The organism is Pseudomonas sp. SL4(2022) (assembly GCF_026625725.1).
Lineage (GTDB): Bacteria > Pseudomonadota > Gammaproteobacteria > Pseudomonadales > Pseudomonadaceae > Aquipseudomonas.
In genome coordinates this window covers 4,334,186-4,355,321 of record NZ_CP113060.1, presented here as the reverse complement: position 1 = coordinate 4,355,321, position 21,136 = coordinate 4,334,186, and the positions used below count along the sequence as shown (strand labels likewise).

Below are 21,136 nucleotides of genomic sequence, written 5' to 3'. Positions count from 1 at the left end.
CATGAGTGATGCCGTACGGGCCGATGCCCTGCTTGATGAAATGCCGCGAGAAGGGCGCGGTCGGCTAAAGGTCTTTCTCGGTGCGGCACCGGGCGTGGGTAAAACCTACGCCATGTTGCAGGCGGCGCAGGCGCAGTTGCGCCAGGGCGTCGACCTGCGCGTGGGCGTGGTCGAGACTCACGGCCGTGCGGAAACCGAGGCGATGCTCACCGGCTTGCCGCAACAGCCGCAGCAGCGTCTGGAATACCGTGGCGTGGCGCTGAGCGAGATGGACCTTGACGGCATTCTGGCCAAGCCACCGAAGCTGCTGCTGGTCGATGAGCTGGCCCACAGCAATGCGCCGGGCAGCCGCCACAGCAAGCGCTGGCAGGATGTGCAGGAACTGCTGGATGCCGGCATCGACGTGTACACCACGGTCAACGTGCAACACCTCGAAGCACTGAATGATCAGGTGCGCGACATTACCGGGGTGCAGGTGCGCGAAACCCTGCCGGACTGGGTGTTGCAGGAAGCGGATGAGATTCTGCTGATCGACCTGCCGCCGCGTGAGCTGCTGGAGCGTTTGCGTGAGGGCAAGGTGTATGTGCCGGAACAGGCGCGCGCCGCCATCGATGCATTTTTTAGCCAAACCAACCTCACGGCTCTGCGCGAGCTGGCGATGCAGACAGCGGCTGCGCGGGTGGATGCTGACCTTAATCGACGCTACCGCCAGCAAGGTCAGCAGGCCCCGACGGTACGCGGCCGATTGTTGCTTGGTATCGACGGCGACGCCCAGGCCGAGCGATTGGTACGGCATGCCTGCCGTGTGGCCGAGCGGCGTCATCTGCCCTGGTCGGTGTTGCACGTAGACACCGGCGGCACGCGCGACGAAGAGCGTCTGGGTAACTTGCAGGCCGCGCAGCAACTGGCCGAACGCCTCGGTGGCGAAGTGGTGCTGCTGCGGGGCAACTCGGTGGCCGACACCCTGGTCGAACATGCCCGCGAGCGTCGCGCCAGCCTGATCCTGGTGGGGCGCAGTCGTCAGCGCCTGCGTCGGCGTTGGCGTTTTGGTCGCGGCCTCGCTGAGCGGCTGTTAAGTCTTGGCGAGGGGCTGGAAGTCAGCGTCTTGGACACCGAGGTTGACCAAGCTCCGGCCGTACGCCGGAGCGCGCCACCGCTGGCCTGGGCCGATTACCTGCTGGCCTTGCTCGCGACCATGGTGGCGGCCGGTGTTGCGCTTGGCTTGTCGCGGTTTCTTGAGTTGCCGAATATCTCGCTGATTTTTCTTATTGCCGTGCTCGTGGTGGCGGTACGCAGCAGGCTGGGACCCGCGCTGGCCTGCGCCGGCCTGTCGTTTCTGGCCTACAACTTTCTGTTTATTCCGCCGACCTTTACCCTGACCATCGAGCGTCAGGAGGATGTGCTGACCCTGCTGTTCTTCCTGATCATGGCTGGCCTGACTGGTAACCTGGCCAGCCGTCAGCGCCGCCAGCTGCAGGCGTTACGTCAGACCCAGGGCGAAACCACCGCTTTGCTTGAACTGTCGCGCAAACTGACAGCCGCCACCGACCGCCAGGCCGTACTGGCCGCAGCGATTCAGCAGTTCAGCCAGTGGCATGAGGTTGAAGTCAGCCTGCTGGCGCGCAGCAGTGACGGCGTATGGAAAGTCGAGGCCGGCGTACAGCGCCTGCTCACCGAGCAGGAACGGGCAGCGGCGGATTGGTCCTGGCAGCACGATCAGCCAGCCGGCCTGGGCACCGGCACCTTGCCGGGTGGGCGCTGGTGGTGGTCGCCTCTGTCGGGCGAGGACGGTCCGTTGGTGCTGCTTGGCATCAGCCCCAAGGATGGCGGTGCACTGCCTGCCGAGCAGCGCCGCTTGATTACCGCCCTCGGCCAGCCACTGGCGCAGGCCCTCGAGCGCGCGCAACTGGCCGAGGATTTGGAAGCCGCACGCCTGCACGGGCAGACCGAGGAGCTGCGCAGCGCGCTGCTGGCCTCGGTCTCCCATGACCTGCGCACGCCACTGACCGCCATGCGCGGCTCAATTGATAGCCTGCTGGCGCTGGGGGAACAGATTCCCCTGGCGGACCGCCGCGAGTTGCTGGAGGGCACCCGCGATGAGGCCGAGCGCCTCGACCGCTATATCCAGAACCTGCTGGACATGACGCGCCTGGGTCACGGTGGGCTGAAATTGGCGCGTGACTGGGTCGCGCCGGCGGATATCGTTGCCAGTGCAACCCAGCGTCTGCGCCCGGTATTGTCTGCCTTGCAGCTGGAAATTCAGGTGCCGCAGCAGCTGCCGCTGCTCTATGTGCATGCCGCACTGATCGAACAGGCGCTGGTCAATGTGCTGGAGAATGCTGCGCGTTTTTCCCCGCCCCAGGGGCGTTTGTGCGTGGCCATCGAGGCGGATGCCGAAGAACTGCGCTTTATTGTCAGTGACCAGGGGCCGGGTATTCCTGAGCATGAGCGCACGAAGATTTTCGATATGTTCTATACCGCTGCCCGGGGTGATCGCGGCGGGCAGGGCACTGGTCTGGGGCTGGCGATCTGCCAGGGCATGCTCGGCGCTCATGGCGGCCGGGTAACAGTGGGCGAAGGGCTGGATGGCCTGGGTGCAAGCCTGACCCTGCACCTGCCGTTGCACACCCAGCCGCCGATGGAAGAAGAACAGTGATGGACAGCCAATGAGCCAAAACCCCGCGACCATTCTGGTCATTGATGACGAAGCGCAGATTCGCAAATTTTTGCGCATCAGCCTGACGGCCCAGGGCTATAAGGTGCTGGAAGGTGCTACGGGGCAGGAAGGCCTGGCTCAAGCTGCGCTGGGCAAGCCGGACCTGGTGGTGCTCGACCTTGGCCTGCCGGATATGGACGGTCAACAGGTGCTGCGCGAGCTGCGCGCCTGGTCACAGGTACCGGTACTGGTGCTATCGGTGCGGGCCAGCGAGGGCGAAAAGGTCCTGGCGCTGGATGGCGGGGCTAATGACTACGTGACCAAACCCTTCGGCATTCAGGAATTCCTCGCCCGCGTGCGCGTGTTGCTGCGTCTTGCCGGTGGCGCGGAACAAGCCAGCTCTGCGGTCTGCAGCGGCCCGCTGCAGGTGGATTTCGCCTACCGTCGGGTCAGCCTGGATGGCGTCGAGGTCAGCCTGACCCGCAAGGAGTACGCCGTACTGGCACAACTGGCCAAGCATATCGGCCGGGTGGTGACCCAGCAGCAACTGCTCAAGGACATCTGGGGCCCCACCCACGGCGAAGACAGCCACTACCTGCGGGTGGTGGTGGGTCACCTGCGGCAGAAACTTGGCGACGACCCCACCGCGCCGCGTTTTATCGTCACTGAGGCCGGGGTTGGCTATCGCCTGCGCGAGAAATTGTGAACGACCATTCGCATTCTGGCGTCGTGCTAGACGGCTTTCTGGAGTCTGCATAGACTGCGCCGCAAAACTGATCTGCACGCGTCTCAGGAGCTGTCATGAATCGCAAGGGTGTCGCTGTTGCCGCATTATTGGGAACCTTGGGCTTACCGCTATATGGACAAGCGTCCGAGTATGCCGAAATCAGTCGACAGGCCGAGCAACAGGCGCGTTGGGGCTCGTTGGGTGCTGCCATCGCTGCGTATCGCCAAGTGCTGGCCAACCCTGATTTAGAAGCGTCGCACAACACCGCTCGGTTGCGTCTGGCGCGCCTGTATCTCGACAGCTTTGATTACCCGGCCGCCCGCAGTGAACTGGCGCAGTTGATCGCGACCGCGCCTGACAGTGAAGAGGCCAAGCAGGCGCGTAAGCTGCAGCGCAAAGCAGCGAGCAAGACCAAAGCGCACAGCTACGGTGGCAAAGTCCAGTTTGCCCTGATCCATGACACCGATACGGCCAATGCTTCTTCTGGCAGCCCGGTCAGTGAACCGTCATTTAATGATGATGACGATGAAGACCTCGACGACGAAGACGGCGATTTTGACGAAGATGATGACTTCGCTGATGCCGATTTTGACGATGATCTGCTCGAAGACGTGGACCTGGACGAGGATGACCTCGACGAAGAAGAGGGCCTGGACGGCGGGGAAGATGAAGAGGGCGCGGATGATGATGCAGATGCTGACGCGGGGGATACCGCTACTCCCGCCAAGCCCAAGCGTTCTGTGCATGACAATCGTCGTCAAGCGTCTGCTGCGCTGCGTTATTCCTATGGCCTGAATGAGCGCGGCGATCGCTGGAATCTCGCCGGTAATTTCAGTCAAGCCCGCCAGGACGACCAGGACACTCTGAACCGAGAGACGATTGCGCTTTCCACGGGGCCGGTTTTTCTGGTGCCGGATTGGCGTTTGAAGGTCAATCCATCGGTCACTTACCTGCAACTGTACAAAGATCACCGCTATGACGTTTCCAGCACCATCTGGTCGCTGGGTGTCAGCCACAAGCTTAATCGCGTGCTGGAGTTAGGGGTTCGCTACAACTACGAAAACCGCGACCTCAACAGCGAGAACAGCCCAGACGTTGAAATCGATACGCTGAAGTTTTCCGTCAAGTTCAAACCCACAAGCCATGACAGTTTCGACCTGAGTTATTCCCCCAAGGTCGAGGACAATGATCAGCGCAAAAAAGACAAGGATCAGGGCGGCTGGAAAGTGGCGTATGCACGCAAATTGCCCTGGGACAGTTTTGCCGGCATCGCCTATACCCGTCGGCATACCGACTATGGCAATGACCCCAAGGGTAAAGAAGAGGATGAAGACAAGTACGCCCTTACATTGGGCCATAAACTGACCAAGGACCTGCTGGTTGCCGTCAGTTATGAGCACAAGGAAAAGGACTCCAACCAGGTCGGCAAGGACAAGAACAACGAGAGCACCTCGTTGAGCCTGTCCTATCGCTTCTGACCCTGGACCTCAGTGATCCCCGCGTTCGTACTTATCCAGCGTATCGCGGGCGATCTGCCGGCCGAGCATGATCAGCTCCGGCGCCTTGTAGAACTCGAAGAAGCGGCACACCCGCTTGGGCACGTTGATCAGGATGTCCGGCGGGTAGCCGGCGATCTTGTATTGCGCCAATGAGGTCTGCATCACTTCGAAACTCTGGTTGATCAGCTCCAGCAGTGACGCCGGGCCGCTCAGATCGGCCACCCGTGAGCCGCTGGCGGATTTCGGGGCCGCCGGTTTATCCAGGTTGCCACGGGCATTCTGCTGCCAGGGGTTGATCGCTTCAGGTTGCACGGCGTGGCGCTGGTCTTCCAGCAGAAGCAGTTCGTCATCCTCACCCTGTTTGCGTTTGAACGAGGGCAAGCGGGAACCGAGGGAACTCATCAGCAGGTCGAAGCGTCCCTTGAGCGCTGGCGTGCGTTCGATCACCGGCAATTCGTAATGCCGCTGCTGGGTCGAGTTGAGGTTGACCGCAATGATCAGATCGCAGTGGCTGGATACCACCGGCACGATGGGCAGCGGGTTGAGCAGACCGCCATCGACCAGCATGCGCTTGCCCTGCACCACCGGGGTGAACAGGCTGGGAATCGCCGCTGAGGCGCGCATAGCCTGGTGCAGGCAGCCTTCCTGGAACCAGATTTCCTGCTGGTTGGTCAGGTCGGTGGCCACGGCGGTGAAGGGGATCGGCAGCTCTTCAATATTGATCTCGCCGACTATTTCGCGAATTTTGCCGAAAACCTTTTCACCGCGAATCGCCCCCAGACGAAAACTCACATCGAGCAGGCGCAGTACGTCCAGGTAATCCAGGCTCTGTGTCCACTCACGGTAGTCATTGAGTTTGCCGGCGGCGTAGATCCCGCCGACCACCGCTCCCATGGAACAGCCAGCGATACAGGCGATTTCATAGCCGCGGGCTTCCAACTCCTCGATTACGCCGATGTGCGCGTAGCCGCGCGCGCCGCCGGAACCCAGTACCAGCGCAATGCGTTTGCTCATGCCGATGCCCTCCGAAACAGATGCCGCGAACATACGCGCCACAACCCCAGTCGCCAAGGCGCGATTTGCTAGTATCCAGTGCAGTGGCCATTGAGCGACCTGGCACTTTTGTCTGTTATGTGCGTCAGAGTGCAGGGATTGATGCAGCGCTATGATGCGTTTTGCTACCGAGTTCTTCGTGGATCTATTTGCAGGAGTTACCTGATGAAACTGTGGATTGTGTTGCCCATGCTGCTGGTGTTGAGCGGTTGTGCGGGGAAAACGGCTTATCGCAACAGTTGCGCCAATCAGCTGGATGCCGCCTGGCGTGAACTGGATCTGGCCAAGGCTGAAGGTTTTGCCGGTACGGTGAGCTATTCCAAGGCCCTGTCGCTGCTTACAGCAGCGAAAACCCAGCAACAGTTTGAGGGCTATGAAGGCTGCACGGCGAAATCCGAGCGCGCCCGTTTCTATATTCGCGAGTCGCGGGCTGGTCGCTGATGCAACTGGACTTTACCTCACTCACACCGCTTGAGCGTTACCGCTGGCTGGCTTCGACCATTACTCCGCGACCGATTGCCTGGGTGTCCAGTCAGTCGGCTGAGGGCGTTAGCAACCTGGCGCCGTTCAGCTTCTTTCAGGTGATCAGCGATGATCCACCAACCTTGATGGTTAACGTCAATCACCGCGCCGATGGTGGCCTCAAGGACACTCTGTTGAATGTGCAGGCCAGTGGCGAACTGGTGATTCAGCTGGTGTCGTTTGCCCAGGCCGAGGCGATGAATGCCAGTGCGGCGCTATTGCCCTACGGCATCAGCGAGTTCGAACAGTGCGGCATCGCCAGCCTGCCCTCGCAGCGAGTCGCACCGCCTCGGGTGGCCGGCGCGGCGGTGGCCTTTGAATGCCGGGTGGCGCAGATCCAGGCCTACCCGGCAGATAAGCCCAATTGCCATCTGATCTTCGCCGAAGTGCTACTGGCGCATATCGACGATGCGGTGCTGAATGAGCAGGGTCGTATCGACAGCAGTCAGCTCGACCTGATTGGCCGTCTTGGCGGCAGTGGTTATACCCGCACCTTGCAGCGCTTTGAGTTGCAGCGTCCCTAAGGGCCTTGCCGCCGCAACAGCCACTTCTCCGCTTCCACGCAGGCGCATACGCCCAGCGCTGCCAGCAGGCACCAACCCCAGGCGTATGCCGGCAGGGCGGCGGTGGTGAAGACCTGCTGCATGGCCGGCCAGTAGGTGAGTATCAGCTGCAGGCTGAGCAATAGGCCAGCCATGCACCAGATCATCGGGTTGTCGTGTAGGCCAAAGTTCGCCGGCCCTTCGAGGCGACGGCTACTGAACAGGTAGCCGATTTCACAGGCAACCACGGCGTTGACCGCCAGGGTGCGGCTGCTTTCAAGGCTCCAGCCAAGAGTCTGGGTGTAGAGGAATAGGCCCAGGCTGGCCAGGGTCATCAGCACCGCGATAAACACTACGCGCCAGAGCAGGTGGTGGCTGAGCAGATTGACCTTGGGATCACGTGGTGGGCGGCGCATCAGGTTGGCTTCTGCCGGCTCAAACGCCAGTGCCAGCGCCAGGGTCACAGCGGTGATCATATTGATCCAGAGAATCTGCAGTGGGGTGATCGGCAAGGTCAGTCCCAGGGCGATGGCCGCCAGTAGAGTAAGTGACTGTCCACCACTGGTGGGGAGGATAAACAAAATGGATTTTTCCAGGTTGTCGTAAACCACCCGGCCTTCTTCGATGGCGTGGGTGATGGTGGCGAAGTTGTCGTCGGCCAGCACCATCTGCGCGGCCTCCTTGGCAGCTTCCGTGCCCTTGATGCCCATGGCCACGCCGATGTCGGCGCGTTTCAGCGCGGGCGCATCGTTGACCCCATCGCCGGTCATGGCCACCCTCGCGCCGCAGGCTTGCAGGCGTTCAACCAGGCGTAGCTTGTGCGCCGGGCTGGTGCGGGCGAATACGCTGGTGATGGGGAGTAGCAGATCCAGCTGGCTGTCGCTGAGGCTGTCGAGTTCGGCCCCGGTCAGCGGTTTGCCACCGCCCAGGCCAAGGCGTTGGGCAATGGCGCTGGCGGTGCCGGCATGGTCGCCGGTGATCATCTTCACCGCGATGCCAGCGCTGTGGCAGTCCGCAATGGCGACAATGGCTTCCTCGCGTGGCGGGTCGAGCATGCCGACCAGGCCGAGCAGCACGTAATCGCCGTCCAAGTCCTGATAATCGAGGCTCTGCTGCGGTTCGCCGAGCGGCCGAATGGCCAGGCCAAGCATACGCAGGCCCTGGTGGGTGCCGCTGTCCAGGGCCTGATGCCAGTGGCGTGGGTCCAGCGGTTCGGGATGGCCGTCACGCCATTGGCGGTTGCAGGCTTCGAGCACGCGTTCCGGGGCACCGATCATATAGATCAGACCATGGCGAGCATGGTCATGGTGCAGACTGGCGGTGCAGCGTTGCTCGGAACTGAAGGGGATGACATCGACCTGCGGCAGGTTGTGCGCCTCCTGCTGCAGCTCCAGACCGACCTTGCCGGCCAGGGTCAGCAGGGCGGCTTCGGTGGGGTCGCCAGTGATGCACCAGCCGTTCTCGCCACTGCGCAGGCTGGCGTTAGTGGCCAGCAGCCCGGCACGCGCGAGTTCACGCAGATCATCGGCAGCGCCTAGTTGGCACAGTTGGCCGTCATCACCGTGAATGCTGCCCTGGGGCGCATAGCCGACGCCGTCTACGCGGTAATGGTGAGCGGCGGTAAACACCTGCTGTACGGTCATTTCATTGCACGTCAGGGTGCCGGTCTTGTCCGAGCAGATCACTGTGACCGCGCCGAGGCTTTCCACCGCTGGCAGGTGGCGAATGATCGCCCGGCGCTTGGCCATGCGCTGCACGCCGAGGGCGAGGATGATCGTCAGCACCGCCGGCAGGCCTTCCGGAATGGCCGCCACCGCCAGGCTGACTGCGGCCAGCAGCATGTCCTCGGCGCTGTAACCCCGCAGCAGGATGCCAAAGGCAAAGGTCAGCAGCGCCAGAACGAGAATGCCCAGGGTCAGGTGGCGGGCAAATTTGGCCATGTCGACCAGCAGCGGCGTTTGCAGGCTGACCACGCTTTCAAGCATGTGACTGATCTTGCCCAGCTCGGTCTGCTTGGCCGTGGCCACCACCACGCCCGCAGCGCTGCCGGCATTCACCAGGGTGCCGGAATAGGCCATGCTGCGGCGGTCGGCCAGGCTGGCCGAGGTGGCTACGGCATCGTGGTGTTTATCCACGGGTAGGGATTCACCGGTCAGTGCGGCCTCGTCAATACGCAGGTCGCGGGTCTCCAGCAGGCGCAGGTCGGCGGGCACGCGGTCGCCGGCCTCCAGCAGCACCCAGTCGCCGGGTACCAGCTGTTCGGCGGCAATGCTGTGCACCTGGCCGTTGCGCCGTACCCGGCTTTCCAGGCTGAGCATCTGCTGAATCGCCAGCATGGCGTGCTGAGCTTTGCCTTCCTGAACAAAACCGACCAGCGCATTGATCAGCACCACGGCAAAGATCACCGCGCTGTCGAGCCATTCGCCCAGTAGCAGGGTGAGCAGGCAGGCGCCGAGCAGGACGTAGATCAGCAGGTTGTGAAACTGCAGGGCAAAGCGCTTTAGCGGCCCGTTGGCCTGTTGTTGCGGCAGCAGGTTGAGGCCGTGCTCGCTGAGCCGCTGGGCGGCGTCAGCACTGTCCAGGCCTTGGCTGCTGCTGTTGAGGTGCTGCAGGCTTTGATGCGCTGGCAGGGCGTGCCAGTTATGGCCAGATGGCGCTTGCATTTGATCTGCTCCAGCGCTGTTCGGGTCTTTAGCCTAAACACCACAAACGAGGTGGGTGTTAGCTTTGATCAATTGAATGGCTCACAAGTTCGTCAGTAAAGGTTTCCAGCCGCTATGCCGTGGCAACGCGGCGCAGTAGCATCACCAATCGGTTTTAAAGGAGTGATACATGCGCGCCAAATTGGAAACTGTGCTGCAGACGGTCAATCACGTGCTTCTGGGCAAGGAGCCGCAGGTGCGTTTGGCACTGACGTGTTTGTTGGCCCAGGGCCATCTGTTGATCGAGGACTTGCCCGGTATGGGCAAAACCACCCTCAGCCATGCCCTGGCCAAGGTGCTGGGCCTGAGCTTCCAGCGCATCCAGTTCACTTCCGACTTGCTGCCCGGTGACATCCTCGGTACCTCGGTGTTCGATAAGGACAGCGGGCAATTTATCTTCCATCCGGGGCCGATTTTCGCTGAGCTGGTGCTGGCCGATGAGATCAACCGCGCCACGCCGAAAAGCCAGAGTGCGCTGCTCGAAGCCATGGAGGAGGGCCAAGTGACCATCGAAGGCGCGACCCGGCCACTGCCGGAACCCTTCTTTGTAATCGCCACGCAGAACCCGGTCAGCCAGGGCGGCACCTTTGCCTTGCCTGAGTCGCAGCTGGACCGTTTTTTGATGCGTCTGTCGCTCGGCTATCCCGGTAAGGCCGCGGAAAAGGCCCTGCTGCTGGGCGACTCGCGGCGCTCCCTGCTGCCCACTTTGCCAGCGCTGCTGGACCACGCTGAACTGGCGCTGGTGCAGGCCGAAGTGCCGAAAGTGCGCGCCAGTGATGCATTGATCGACTACGTGCTGCGCCTGGTCGATGCCACCCGCACCCAGCCGCAATTCGCCTGGGGCCTGTCACCTCGGGCCAGCCTGGCACTGCTCGCGGCTGCGAAAGCCTGGGCCTTCCTCGCCGGGCGTGATTATGTGATTCCAGAAGATGTACAGGCCGTGCTGCCGTCAGTGGTCGGCCATCGCCTGCGCGAGCGCGCCGACCCCGCTGGGCATGGTGCCGGCAGCCTGGTGCAGTGGTTGCTACGTGAGGTGCCGGCGCTTTGATCGCCCAGCTCCGACCGCGCTGGAACCGCTGGCTAGCACGGCGCATTCCGGCAGCCAGCAGCGTACGCCTGAACCAGCGGCGGATCTTTATCATCCCCAGCCGTGTCGGTGGCGCCTTTATGCTGGCGCTGCTGTTGATGCTACTGGCGGCGATCAATTACCAGAACAGCCTGGCCTATGGCCTGACCTTCCTGCTGGCCTCGGTGTTCGTCGTGGCCATTCTGCACACTTACCGGAACCTCGCCGGGTTGATCCTCAAGGCCGGCAGTGCGCCGGCAGTATTTGTTGGCGAGCCAGCCGGTTTTCGCCTGCGCCTGGAAAGCAGCCAGCGGGCCCATCAGGCCGTCAGTCTGGGTTGGCCACCGGCCGAATTGCAGACGCTGGATGTGCCAGCCGAAGGCGTGAGCGAATGCCAGTTGAACCTGCCGGCACTGCAGCGCGGCTGGTTGCGGCCTGGTCGGCTGAGGGTCGAAAGCCGTTTCCCGCTGGGCATTCTGGTGGCCTGGAGCTGGGTCGATCTGGATCAGCGTGTGTTGGTTTACCCACAGCCTTTGCCCGGTGATCTGCCGCTGTCCGCCGGTGCCAGTGAAGATCCGGACGAGGAGGGTAGTCGGCCCCATGGTCAGGGTGTGGATGACTACCAGGGGCTGAAAACCTATCAGCCGGGCGATTCCAAGCGTCGCCTGCATTGGAAAGCCTACTCCCGTGGCCAGGGTTTGCTGGTCAAGGACTTCGCCTCGATCACCGGGCGTGACCTGTACCTGGATTTCGACGCCTTGTCCGGAGATATGGAGACGCGCCTGTCGCTGCTCTGCCATTGGGTATTGCAGCTGTCCGAGCGGCAGCAACCCTTTGCCCTGAGCCTGCCTGGCCAGGTGCTGGAGGTCGACAGCGGCGAATTGCACCGTGATGCCTGCCTGCGCGCCCTGGCGCTGTTCGGGCGTGCACCATGAGTCGGGTTACGACGATTCCGCGCATCAGCCTGACCTGGCTGCTGGTGGCGCAGGTGCTGGTGATCCTTCCGCATCTGACGCATTTGCCGCTGTGGATTATCGGCCTGTGGCTGGGGAGCGCAGCCTGGCGTATTCAGATTTTCCGCATGCGCGCGCGTTATCCGAATGCCTGGGCCAAGGGTGCTCTGATGCTGGCCGCAGCGCTTGGCGTGTTTCTCTCCCGTGGCAGCCTGATTGGCCTGGATGCCGGGGTGGTGTTGCTGGTCGCTGCCTTTGTCCTGAAACTGCTTGAGATGCGTACACGACGCGATGCTTTGGTACTGGTGTTTCTGGGCTTCTTTGTGGTGGTCACCGCTTACCTGTTCGATGACAGCATGCTGGTGGCCTTCTACAGCCTGCTACCGGTCACCGCTTTGCTCGCGGCCTTGATTGGCCTGCAGCAGAGCCGCCTGGCCACTCAGCCCTGGCCGACCGCGCGGCTGGCGGGCGCGATGCTCCTGCAAGCGCTGCCGGTCATGCTGCTGCTGTTTGTATTTTTCCCGCGTATGGGGCCTCTGTGGTCCTTGCCGGTGCCGAATGACAAGGCCACCACCGGTCTGTCGGACAGTATGGCGCCGGCGGATATCGCCGATCTGAGTCGTTCCGCGGCCCTGGCGTTTCGCGCCAGCTTCAACGGCGAAACACCGCCGCGCAGTGAGCTGTACTGGCGTGCACTGACCCTGGATCGTTTTGATGGCCGGCGCTGGTCACAATCCGATTACGCCGAGTTTGGCCCCGGTGCGCAGTGGCAGAAGCAGGGCGAGTCACTGAGTTACAGCATCGTCATGCAGCCCAGTGCGCAGCGCTGGCTGTTTGCTCTGGATGTGGCGGAAACCCCGCTGGAGCAGACTCGGCAGATGAGCGACTTTCGCTTGCAACGCCGTCAGCCGGTGGATCGCTCGCTGATCTATCAGGCCACCTCCTGGCCACAGGCGCTACGCGAGCCGCAGCCGGCCCAGGAGACCCTGCGCCGTGCGTTGCAGTTGCCGGCTCAAGGTGAGCCGCGCAGCCGCGCCTGGGCCGAACAACTTAAACGTGAGCACCCACAGCCCGAACAGCTGGTGCAGGCGCTGCTTAGCCATTTCAACCGTGAGCCCTTTGCTTACACCCTGACTCCGCCAACGTTAGGCGTAAACAATATTGATGATTTTCTGTTCGAAACCCGCAGCGGCTTCTGCGCCCACTACGCCGGAGCCATGACCTATGTGCTGCGTGCGGCCGGCATTCCAGCGCGGGTGGTGGCGGGTTATCAGGGCGGTGAGTACAACCCCACGGGCAATTACGTACAGGTGCGTCAGTTCGATGCCCATGCCTGGGTCGAATACTGGCAAGAGGGGCAGGGCTGGGTCAGTGTCGATCCGACCTTCCAGGTAGCCCCCGAACGGGTCGAAATGGGCCTGGAAGAAGCCTTGGCTGACGAGCAGAGTTTTCTTGAAGACTCGCCCTTTTCCCCACTGCGCTACCGCAATCTCAGTTGGTTGAATCAATTGCGTCTGGCCTGGGACAACATCAACTACGGCTGGCAACGCTGGGTATTGGGCTATCAGAGTCAGCAGCAGTTGGAGTTTCTCCAGCGCTGGTTGGGTCGGGTGGATGCCCAATCGCTGGTGATCGGCCTGGTCGGCGGCGGGGCGCTGCTGCTCGGTTTGCTTTCACTTTGGCTGTTCAAGCCCTGGCAGCGCGAGCGCGATGTGCAGCAGCGCTTGTTCCGCCGTTTCGAGGGTTTGCTGGCGCGTCATGGTGTGCCACGCAAACCCGGTGAAGGCCCGCGCGACTATGCCGCGCGGGCAGCCCAGCAGATGCCGGCCCAGGCGCAAGCGATTGGCAACTTTGCAGCCGCGTTCGAGGCTCAGCGCTATGCCGGGCAAGAACCTTCTGCTGTGCAGTTACGTCAGCATCTAAAGGCGCTGCGGCAGGCATTGCCTTGGCGGCTTACTCGTTTGGACTCATAGCGACCATTGGCCACTTGTGGCTAATCAACCAGTGCATAAGCTGGGTGCGATATCACAGGAGTGAGGCGATGCAAGGCATGATTGATGAAATACCGCGACACGTACTACGCATTCAAATGCGTTTGTTTGCCTGCCGCGAGCGGCTACGTGTGTGCACCGATGACGAGGCCTTGCACGATCTGCGTATTGCCTTGCGCCAATTACGCAGCCTGCTGCGGCCGTTATCTTCGGTCGCGGTCTGTGAGGCCTTGCAGCAGCGTGCGGCCGAGCTGGGGCGCTTGAGCGGTCCACTGCGCGATCTTGAAGTGCTGCAGGCTTATCTGCAACAGCAAGGTCACGAGAGTGCTGCGTACTCGCGGATGCCACTGCTGCAGCAAGGCTATCTGCAGCTATTGGACAGTGCACCGTTGGCGCATTTGCTTGATGCATTGGATGACTGGCCAGAGCAATGGCGCCAGGCTGCCAGCAATGGGCAACTGCACGGCCTGCATAAACTGATCAAGGAACGCTTGCGCAAGGATCGTAAACGCCTGGCACAGGCTCTGCTTGACCCCGCCCATGACCGTCATCGCCTGCGCTTGTTGGTCAAGCGTCTGCGTTATGCCGCCGAGGCCTATCCAGCGTTGGCCGATATGCCTGGGCGTATGCGCTTGCAGCTAAAGCAGGTGCAGTCAGCGCTGGGTGATTGGCACGACCACTGGCAGTGGTTACAACGTGCCGAAGCGGAGGTGGATCTGCAGCCTTGCGTGCTTGCTTGGCGTGACGCTATGCAGAGTGCCGAGCAGCAAGCCAGTCTGGCCTTGCAAGGATTGACCGCAGGGTTTGTTCACGCCAGCAGCTGAGTTGGCTGAAGAGTCGTTATACATTCGGCTTGTTTGGCCGAAATGTCGTGTCATTCATCGCTGCCTTTACCCTAAGATCATCCGCATCTTCAGATTTCGAGGTGGTTATGGGTTTTTCCGAGTTACTTCAGGCCGTGCGCGACAACCCGCAGGCGGTGTTGATTCCCGCGCAGTGGGGACAGGGTCGCGCCAGCTTTGGTGGCCTGGTGGCTGCGCTGGTGTATGAAGCCATGCGCGCCCAGGTGTCGAGCGGGCGACCGCTGCGCTCCCTGGCCATGACCTTTGTGGGCCCGGCGGCGCCGGATGTGCCGGTGCGTTTTGAAGTGGACGTGCTGCGCGAAGGCAAGGCCGTCAGTCAGGTGCTCGGCCGGGCGATACAGGATGGTCAGGTGGTGACCATCGTGCAGGGCAGTTTCGGCGCCGGGCGTGAGTCGCACATCGCGGTCGCAGCTGAGCCGGCACCGCAGGCCACGGCCGTGGAGGCCTGCCAGGAGTTACCTTATATCCCCAACGTCACCCCTGAATTCACCCGTTACCTGGCCATGCGCTGGGCCTTCGGTGGCGTGCCGTTCAGCGGCAATACATCGCGGGACATGGGCGGTTGGGTACGTTTGCGTGATCAGGCGGCGGTTGAACCTGTCAGTGAGGCTCACCTGCTCGCCCTGGTCGATGCCTGGCCGCCCGCCGTGTTGCCGCACCTGAGTGCGCCAGCGCCTGGCAGCACGTTGACCTGGACCATTGAGTTCGTGCAGCCCATGAGTGCGTTGACGACGCAGGACTGGTGCCTCTACCGCGCGCACATCGAGCATGCCCGTGATGGGTACGGCCACGTGGCGGCAGCAATGTGGACGGCCAATGGTGAGTTGCTGGCCATCAGCCGGCAGACGGTGGCGGTGTTCGGTTAAGCGCCGGTTACTGCCGTTGCAGCAGTGTGCAGCACGGCAATAGCTGCTTGGTCCTCTACAGCTTGAGTTGGCGGATAGCCTTGTTCAGTTCGCCGGCCAGGTTGGCCAGGTTGGCGCTGGTCAGCGCCGACTCGCCGGTCTGTCCGACGGTTTGCTCGGTGACATCGCGGATGCGGATCACCGCGCGGTTCATCTCTTCAGCTACTTGGCTTTGCTGTTCGGCCGCCACGGCGATCTGCGTGTTGCTTTCACGCATATGCGCCACGGATTCGGTGATGGCTGCCAGCGCCTGACCCGCTTCATCCGCCTGCTTGACACATTCATCGGCCTTGATCGAGCTGTCCTGCATAAAGTCCACAGCATCGCGTGTGCCGCTTTGCAGGGTATTGATCATCTGGGTGATGAGGTCAGTGGAGTCCTGTACACGCTTGGCCAGGTTGCGCACTTCATCCGCTACCACGGCAAAACCTCGGCCCATTTCACCGGCGCGGGCGGCTTCAATGGCCGCGTTGAGGGCGAGCAGGTTGGTCTGTTCGGCAATTCCATGAATCTCGCTGACCACACCACCAATCTTCTGGCTGTCGGCGGCCAGTTGCTCGATCATCTGCGCGGTCTCTTGCACACCGCTGGACAGGCCGGAAATTGACTGCGTGACTCGATTGACCACCTGTTGGCCGCTGCGTGCCAGTTGTTCGGCATTCTGGGACTGATCGCGGGTGTCGGCAGCATGTTCGGCAATGTGGTGCACCGTGGCGGACATCTCGTTGATCGCGGTGGCCGCCTGTTCGGTTTCACTCTGCTGATCAAGCATGCCCTGGCGTACGTCACGCATGCTGCTGGCCATGCGCTCGGCGCCTTCATCCAGCTGCGCTGCCGATTGTGCGACGATGCCGACAACTCGCTGGTAGCCAGCTTGCATGGCATTGAAGGCACTGGCCATCTGGCCCACCTCATCGCGGCTGTCGAGGGGGACGCGGGCGCTGAGATCGCCGCTTTTCTCCACTTGCAGCATGACATCCTTGAGGGTGTTGAGGTGGCTTAGCAGGAAGCGGATTAGCAACTGTGAGGCGGCCAGGAGCAGCAGCATCAGTAGGGCAACCACCAGCGCATAGCTGGGCGCACGGTCAAGGAATATGTCGGTCGGGCTTGGCGCTGTGGCGGTGACAGCCAGGCGCTGACCGTCCTGGCGGGTGATGACCTCGGCACCGATCAACCCTTCGCTGCCATTGAGCTCGACCCAGCCGCGAGCATTGGCCAGAGCGCTGCCTTGGTTGTCCGGTAGGCGCGGCGTTTGCCCATTGGTCAGTTTCAGCAGGTTATTAGCGCTGGGCAAGGCTTGCTCTGCCGGCCACAGGCTCAGTAGGCGGGCTTGCTGCTGGGCGGCAAGCTTGGCTGCGTCCAGATGGGTTTGATGTTCCAGATGGAGGGCATACAGCACCAGCAGCAGCGTAGTGAAGAAGGCTACCGCGTTGACGGCCCAGAATTTGTACTTCAGGGAAAGATCGCTAATCCAGTGACTCATGCACATCTCTTCCTTGTGGAGGTTGGCTGCTTACTCGCAGGGCGTTATGGGATGTTCGGTATGCAATGGACGGCACAGTCTGTATCGGCGAAGTCCCTGTCGGGTTTAGGCCGATGGCAATAAAAGCATTTGCCACCGTGCCACCAGTATCGGGTAAAACCTGCGCAGGCCTATTGACCCTTATCAACCGCGGGCTCAGGTGTGTGGCTGGCTATTGCCGGGTGCAGGCAATTGGAAAAACGCCTGCGCCGCAGCGCTGGTATGGGCCGCCAAAATCTGTTCGGTTTCACCGCGGTGCAATGCGACTTCACGCAGCACCTCTACCAGAAAAGCCGGCTCATTGCGGCCGTTCTTCGGTTTCGGCCGAAGGCTGCGGGGCAGCAGGAACGGCGCATCACTTTCCAGCATCAGGCGGCCACGGGGTATTTCCTTGACCAGTGGGTGCAGGTGGCTGCCACGGCGCTCGTCACAGATCCAGCCGGTGATGCCGATATGCAGGTCCATATCCAGGTAGTTGAACAACGCGCGTTTCTCCCCGGTAAAGCAGTGCACCACGGCAGCCGGTAGCTGATCGCGGTAGTGACGCAGGATCGCCAGCAGGCGCTCGTCAGCATCGCGCTCATGCAGAAACACGGGCAGCTGCAACTCCACGGCCAGGGCCAGTTGTTGCTCCAGCACCTGCTCCTGCTGTGGCCTGGGGGAAAAGTCACGGTTGAAGTCCAGGCCGCATTCGCCCACGGCGCGAACTCGGACATCGTCCAGCAGAGCCTTGAGTTCGGCAGAGCTGTCACTGTTCCAGCTGCTGGCATCGTGAGGGTGGACACCGGCGGTACTGAACAAATGTGTGCCGCTGCTATCCAATTGCCGGCACAGTTCCAAGGCATGGCGGCTTTCGTCGAGGCGGGTACCGGTCAGCAGCATTTGCTGGACGCCTGCGGCATAGGCCCGAGTGAGGAGGGCTTCGCGTTGCTCGGCAAAGCTGGGGTGGGTCAGATTGACGCCGATGTCGATGAGTTGCATGGTGCTACCTGCTGAATTGACCGGGCAGCATAGCAGAGCTTTTTTGTCTATTTAAAAGGTCAATAAATACAAATAGTTATCCTGTTTATGTGATGTTTTGTGTGACAACTGGCTGGCGTCCATGGGTGGGCTGTGCGAACCTCCGCGCCCCGCGCGAGCGGCCAGTCATGTGTTAGCCGACAGGCGTGTTGCTGATCTGTCGAGCATTTTTCCCTGGAGCCCAGATGCTGCGAGTGTTGCTCACCTGCTGCCTGTTGCTGCTGTCCTGTACAGCGGTAGCACGTGTGGCTGGGCCGCTGGAAGTCGAGCAGCCCAAGGCTGCCCGAGACTTGGCGAGCATTCGTAGCAGTGGTGAACTGCGTGTGCTGGTCAATCAGAGCCGCAACAGCTCGGGGGAAGTCAAAGGCCAGAGTATCGGCGTTGAGTACCACCGTTTGCGAGCCTTTGAGCAGTACCTCAATCGCAACGCGCGCGATGACCGTAGCCTCAAATTGAAGCTTATCCCGCGAGCCAAGGATCAGTTGCTGGCGGCTCTGCAGCGCGGTGAGGGCGATCTGGTGGCCCCCGGAGAGCTGCTTAATATGCCGCGTGGCAGTAAGCTCAGCGCCAGTGCTGCAATACGCCAGGATGTGCCGCTGATCATCGTGGCTCGCCAGGGGAATCGGCGATACCAGAATCTTGAACAGCTCTCCGGGCGCAGCCTGGCATTACCTGCGGGTAGTGTGGCTGCCGAAGCGATTCGGCTGCTTAATCAGAAGTTGATTGATAAGAAGCGCTCGCCCATTGTCATCGAATGGGTCGACCCGAGCCTTGCCGTCGAAGATGTACTGGAGATGGTGCAGGCAGGAATTTTCGCGGTAACAGCGGTCGAGCAGCCGATTGCCGAGCGTTGGGCCAAGGTGATGCCCAAGCTGCGCCTGGATCGTCATCTGCAGCTATCCAAGGACGGTGACATGCGCTGGTATGTGCGGCGAGATACGCCAATGCTCGGCGCCAGCATTGATCGCTTTCTCAAGGGGTACAAAGATCCTGCGGATCTGGATGCCGTGTTCCAGCGCGTTTACCGTCGTCTGTACAAGGTGCATTACCCGCTTGGGCGTACCGAGCGCCAGCGCCTGGAGAAAGTTCGTCCAGTCTTGCAACGCTACGCCTCCCAGCATGATTTTGACTGGCTGGCCCTGGCAGCACTGGCCTTTAAGGAGTCGACCCTCAATCCAGCCGCGCGGGGGGCAAGTGGTGCCACCGGCCTGATGCAGATCACCCCAGTGGCCGCCCGCAGCGTTGGGGTGAGCAATATCAGTGCGCTGGATAATAACGTGCAGGCCAGCGCGAAGTACCTGGCGATGATTCGCCGCAACTACTTCAACAGCCCGCAACTCAATGAGCGCGAGCGCATGGCATTTATTCTGGCCGGCTACAACCTGGGGCCGCAGCGGGTTCAGGGGCTGCGTGCTGAAGCGCGCCGACGCGGCCTGAATCCCAATCAGTGGTTTTTCCAGGTGGAGCGGGTGGCCATGGAGCAGATGGGTATGGGGGTCGTCAGCTATGTGAATAGTGTGAATAAGTACTACCTGGCGTATGACCGTGAGCGTTATCTACTGGAGCCTTGATGCAGCTCAGTGAATAATTAATCTATTTATTAGATTGTTTATAGCAATTTTATTCGCTTTAAGTATTCGATTTTTAGTTTAGTCTGCACCCCATCAACTTCTCACTACAGGACTGCTGCACATGAACGCTCTGATCAAAACCGTTGTTGCAACTCAAGCAGGCTATGGCCTAACTGTCCTGCGTATCATCGCTGGCATCACCTTTGCCGCTCACGGTGCACAAAAGTTGTTTGGCTGGTTTGGTGGGTATGGCCTGGAAGGCGTGGCTCAGTGGATGGAAAGTATCGGTCTGGCACCGGGTTACCTGATGGCCCTGATGGCCGGTAGCGCCGAGTTCTTTGGCGGCTTGGCCTTGATCATTGGCCTGCTGGCGCGCCCAGCTGCTGCGGTACTGGCGCTGACCATGGTGGTGGCGATTGCTACTGTGCATTTGGCCAATGGCTTCTTTATGAGCAATAACGGCTACGAGTTTGCCCTGGCTCTGCTGGCAATCAGTATTGCGGTGATGATCGAGGGGGCTGGCAAGCTGTCACTGGACAAGCGCATCGCCGGTTAAGCGAAGCCTGCGTAAACTGCGGAAAGCCCACTTCGGTGGGCTTTTTGCATTTTAGGGTTGTGCTTTGTTCTGTGTCGCCAACTGTTCAGCGGCTTCCAGGCGCAATCGTTCGCGTTCATCGAAGTTTTCTGCTGCCAGTTGGGCAATCGCTGCGCGCTTATCGCTGGTACTCAGGCCAGGGTTGTTTTCGATTGCGGCCTTGTCGATGCGGTATTGAGCAATCCGCTTCTTCCAGGTCTGTCGTTGTTGGTCGAGCACTTCTAGACGTTGGGTGGCTGCTGCGCCCACCAGTTGTTGGCGCAGTTGGCGAATTTGCTCGGGTTTGGCCCCTGCGGCGTGTAGCTGAGCAGTCTGTTGGCGCAGTTCATTCTGCAGCTGAGGCAGGACAGCATCCTGCATCTCGGCAGGCAGGCTGTTGCGCAGTTGATCGACGGCAGTGGCCTTACCGGCATCGTCCAGTTGGCTGTCGTGCAGGATGGCCAGGCGTTGCAGGGTGAATTGGTTGTAGGCGTCTTCGCGGGCGAAGAATGCCTGTTGCGTTGCCGTGTCGAAGATTCGCGCACGCAGTGCCTGCACGGTTGTTTCTCGGTGCCGCAAGGCGTCCAGGTTGGCAACCTGTGGTAGGTCATGTTCCAGCAAGACCAGCTCGCGTTTGTAGTCGAGGTATTGATCGAGCAGGGCCAGCGCCTGTTCACGAGCATTTGCCGGCAGTTGCTCGGCGATATAGGCCCGCAGCCGCTCCACGCTGGTGCGCAATGGCTCTTCGCCCACGGCGGCGAGGAAGTAGTCGAATATCCGTCGGATGTCTTCGCTGATCAGTAGGTTACCTGCTGCGTCGAGACGAAATGTACCGTCCACCATGGTACCGCTGAAGGAGGCTGGCAGGCTCTGCAGCGCATGTGCAGCCTTAGTTGTTCCGGCTTGCAGCAAGGGGGGGAACGTTGTGGCTGGGGCGTGGCTGCTGCGAGAGGATTGCCGTTGAGTTGAG

Annotated in this window: 17 protein-coding genes; 12 read left to right on the top strand and 5 right to left on the bottom strand. The window is 61.2% G+C overall.

Annotation, left to right across the window (positions count from 1 at the left end; genetic code table 11):
- The first annotated feature begins 1 nt into the window (after position 1).
- From OU997_RS20410 to OU997_RS20400, 3 genes are all read left to right on the top strand, one after another.
- A complete protein-coding gene (locus OU997_RS20410) occupies positions 2-2,656 on the top strand; it encodes a sensor histidine kinase (RefSeq protein WP_267808360.1) in 2,655 nt (884 codons plus the stop codon).
- 10 nt (positions 2,657-2,666) lie between these two features.
- Positions 2,667-3,362, top strand: a complete 696-nt coding sequence (locus OU997_RS20405; protein WP_108488811.1) for a response regulator — start codon at positions 2,667-2,669, stop codon at positions 3,360-3,362.
- Between the two features lie 95 nt (positions 3,363-3,457).
- On the top strand, positions 3,458-4,861 hold the full coding sequence (locus OU997_RS20400) for a tetratricopeptide repeat protein (RefSeq protein ID WP_267808357.1): 1,404 nt from the start codon (positions 3,458-3,460) through the stop codon (positions 4,859-4,861).
- A 9-nt stretch (positions 4,862-4,870) separates the two neighbouring features.
- On the opposite strand, the gene OU997_RS20395 is transcribed toward OU997_RS20400, so the two are convergent.
- Entirely contained in the window at positions 4,871-5,896 is a 1,026-nt protein-coding gene (locus OU997_RS20395) for a patatin-like phospholipase family protein (protein WP_108488809.1), read from the bottom strand.
- 204 nt (positions 5,897-6,100) lie between these two features.
- Here OU997_RS20395 and OU997_RS20390 point away from each other — a divergent pair, with 204 nt between their 5' ends.
- Together OU997_RS20390 and OU997_RS20385 are read left to right on the top strand one after the other, a co-directional pair.
- Positions 6,101-6,376 carry a hypothetical protein gene (locus OU997_RS20390; protein ID WP_108488808.1) on the top strand — a complete coding sequence of 92 codons (276 nt, stop codon included), beginning with the start codon at positions 6,101-6,103 and terminating at the stop codon, positions 6,374-6,376.
- Complete coding sequence (locus tag OU997_RS20385) at positions 6,376-6,981, top strand: flavin reductase family protein (RefSeq protein WP_108488807.1); 606 nt, start codon at positions 6,376-6,378, stop codon at positions 6,979-6,981. Before OU997_RS20390 ends, OU997_RS20385 begins: the two co-directional genes overlap by 1 nt.
- On the opposite strand, the gene OU997_RS20380 is transcribed toward OU997_RS20385, so the two are convergent.
- Complete coding sequence (locus OU997_RS20380; RefSeq protein WP_267808354.1) at positions 6,978-9,662, bottom strand: HAD-IC family P-type ATPase; 2,685 nt, start codon at positions 9,660-9,662, stop codon at positions 6,978-6,980. The genes OU997_RS20385 and OU997_RS20380 overlap by 4 nt on opposite strands.
- Before the next feature lie 169 nt (positions 9,663-9,831).
- Here OU997_RS20380 and OU997_RS20375 point away from each other — a divergent pair, with 169 nt between their 5' ends.
- The 5 genes from OU997_RS20375 (at position 9,832) to OU997_RS20355 (ending at position 15,440) form a co-directional block, all read left to right on the top strand.
- The gene (locus OU997_RS20375) at positions 9,832-10,749 is read left to right on the top strand and encodes an AAA family ATPase (RefSeq protein WP_108488805.1); all 918 of its coding nucleotides are present in this window, start codon (positions 9,832-9,834) and stop codon (positions 10,747-10,749) included.
- Complete coding sequence (locus tag OU997_RS20370; protein WP_108488804.1) at positions 10,746-11,702, top strand: DUF58 domain-containing protein; 957 nt, start codon at positions 10,746-10,748, stop codon at positions 11,700-11,702. The genes OU997_RS20375 and OU997_RS20370 overlap by 4 nt, the downstream gene beginning before the upstream one ends.
- Positions 11,699-13,693, top strand: a complete 1,995-nt coding sequence (locus tag OU997_RS20365; protein WP_267808351.1) for a transglutaminase TgpA family protein — start codon at positions 11,699-11,701, stop codon at positions 13,691-13,693. Before OU997_RS20370 ends, OU997_RS20365 begins: the two co-directional genes overlap by 4 nt.
- A gap of 68 nt (positions 13,694-13,761) precedes the next feature.
- The gene (locus OU997_RS20360; RefSeq protein WP_267808350.1) at positions 13,762-14,535 is read left to right on the top strand and encodes a CHAD domain-containing protein; all 774 of its coding nucleotides are present in this window, start codon (positions 13,762-13,764) and stop codon (positions 14,533-14,535) included.
- A 107-nt stretch (positions 14,536-14,642) separates the two neighbouring features.
- Complete coding sequence (locus OU997_RS20355) at positions 14,643-15,440, top strand: acyl-CoA thioesterase (protein ID WP_108488801.1); 798 nt, start codon at positions 14,643-14,645, stop codon at positions 15,438-15,440.
- Positions 15,441-15,495: 55 nt separating this feature from the next.
- On the opposite strand, the gene OU997_RS20350 is transcribed toward OU997_RS20355, so the two are convergent.
- Both OU997_RS20350 and OU997_RS20345 read right to left on the bottom strand, forming a co-directional pair.
- On the bottom strand, positions 15,496-16,962 hold the full coding sequence (locus OU997_RS20350; RefSeq protein WP_108488800.1) for a methyl-accepting chemotaxis protein: 1,467 nt from the start codon (positions 16,960-16,962) through the stop codon (positions 15,496-15,498).
- Between the two features lie 195 nt (positions 16,963-17,157).
- Positions 17,158-17,982, bottom strand: a complete 825-nt coding sequence (locus OU997_RS20345; protein WP_267808348.1) for a TatD family hydrolase — start codon at positions 17,980-17,982, stop codon at positions 17,158-17,160.
- A gap of 224 nt (positions 17,983-18,206) precedes the next feature.
- Here OU997_RS20345 and OU997_RS20340 point away from each other — a divergent pair, with 224 nt between their 5' ends.
- Together OU997_RS20340 and OU997_RS20335 are read left to right on the top strand one after the other, a co-directional pair.
- Positions 18,207-19,592, top strand: a complete 1,386-nt coding sequence (locus OU997_RS20340) for a transglycosylase SLT domain-containing protein (RefSeq protein ID WP_267808347.1) — start codon at positions 18,207-18,209, stop codon at positions 19,590-19,592.
- A 121-nt stretch (positions 19,593-19,713) separates the two neighbouring features.
- Positions 19,714-20,148: a DoxX family protein gene (locus OU997_RS20335; protein WP_108488797.1), complete on the top strand. Its 435-nt coding sequence runs from the start codon at positions 19,714-19,716 to the stop codon at positions 20,146-20,148.
- 51 nt (positions 20,149-20,199) lie between these two features.
- Here the strand turns inward: OU997_RS20335 and OU997_RS20330 are convergent, their stop codons facing one another.
- Positions 20,200-21,078 (bottom strand): lipase secretion chaperone, encoded by an 879-nt coding sequence (locus OU997_RS20330; RefSeq protein ID WP_267808345.1) that lies wholly within the window; start codon positions 21,076-21,078, stop codon positions 20,200-20,202.
- Positions 21,079-21,136: the final 58 nt, after the last annotated feature.

Bases quoted from the DNA above. Each gene is read 5' to 3' on its own strand.
- OU997_RS20365 (WP_267808351.1), top strand. From the start codon at position 11,699: ATGAGTCGGGTTACGACGATTCCGCGCATCAGCCTGACCTGGCTGCTG.
- OU997_RS20385 (WP_108488807.1), top strand. From the start codon at position 6,376: ATGCAACTGGACTTTACCTCACTCACACCGCTTGAGCGTTACCGCTGG.
- OU997_RS20355 (WP_108488801.1), top strand. From the start codon at position 14,643: ATGGGTTTTTCCGAGTTACTTCAGGCCGTGCGCGACAACCCGCAGGCG.
- OU997_RS20380 (WP_267808354.1), bottom strand. From the start codon at position 9,662: ATGCAAGCGCCATCTGGCCATAACTGGCACGCCCTGCCAGCGCATCAA.
- OU997_RS20400 (WP_267808357.1), top strand. From the start codon at position 3,458: ATGAATCGCAAGGGTGTCGCTGTTGCCGCATTATTGGGAACCTTGGGC.
- OU997_RS20345 (WP_267808348.1), bottom strand. From the start codon at position 17,982: ATGCAACTCATCGACATCGGCGTCAATCTGACCCACCCCAGCTTTGCC.
- OU997_RS20375 (WP_108488805.1), top strand. From the start codon at position 9,832: ATGCGCGCCAAATTGGAAACTGTGCTGCAGACGGTCAATCACGTGCTT.
- OU997_RS20405 (WP_108488811.1), top strand. From the start codon at position 2,667: ATGAGCCAAAACCCCGCGACCATTCTGGTCATTGATGACGAAGCGCAG.
- OU997_RS20390 (WP_108488808.1), top strand. From the start codon at position 6,101: ATGAAACTGTGGATTGTGTTGCCCATGCTGCTGGTGTTGAGCGGTTGT.
- OU997_RS20335 (WP_108488797.1), top strand. From the start codon at position 19,714: ATGAACGCTCTGATCAAAACCGTTGTTGCAACTCAAGCAGGCTATGGC.
- OU997_RS20360 (WP_267808350.1), top strand. From the start codon at position 13,762: ATGCAAGGCATGATTGATGAAATACCGCGACACGTACTACGCATTCAA.
- OU997_RS20350 (WP_108488800.1), bottom strand. From the start codon at position 16,962: ATGAGTCACTGGATTAGCGATCTTTCCCTGAAGTACAAATTCTGGGCC.
- OU997_RS20340 (WP_267808347.1), top strand. From the start codon at position 18,207: ATGCTGCGAGTGTTGCTCACCTGCTGCCTGTTGCTGCTGTCCTGTACA.
- OU997_RS20395 (WP_108488809.1), bottom strand. From the start codon at position 5,896: ATGAGCAAACGCATTGCGCTGGTACTGGGTTCCGGCGGCGCGCGCGGC.
- OU997_RS20410 (WP_267808360.1), top strand. From the start codon at position 2: ATGAGTGATGCCGTACGGGCCGATGCCCTGCTTGATGAAATGCCGCGA.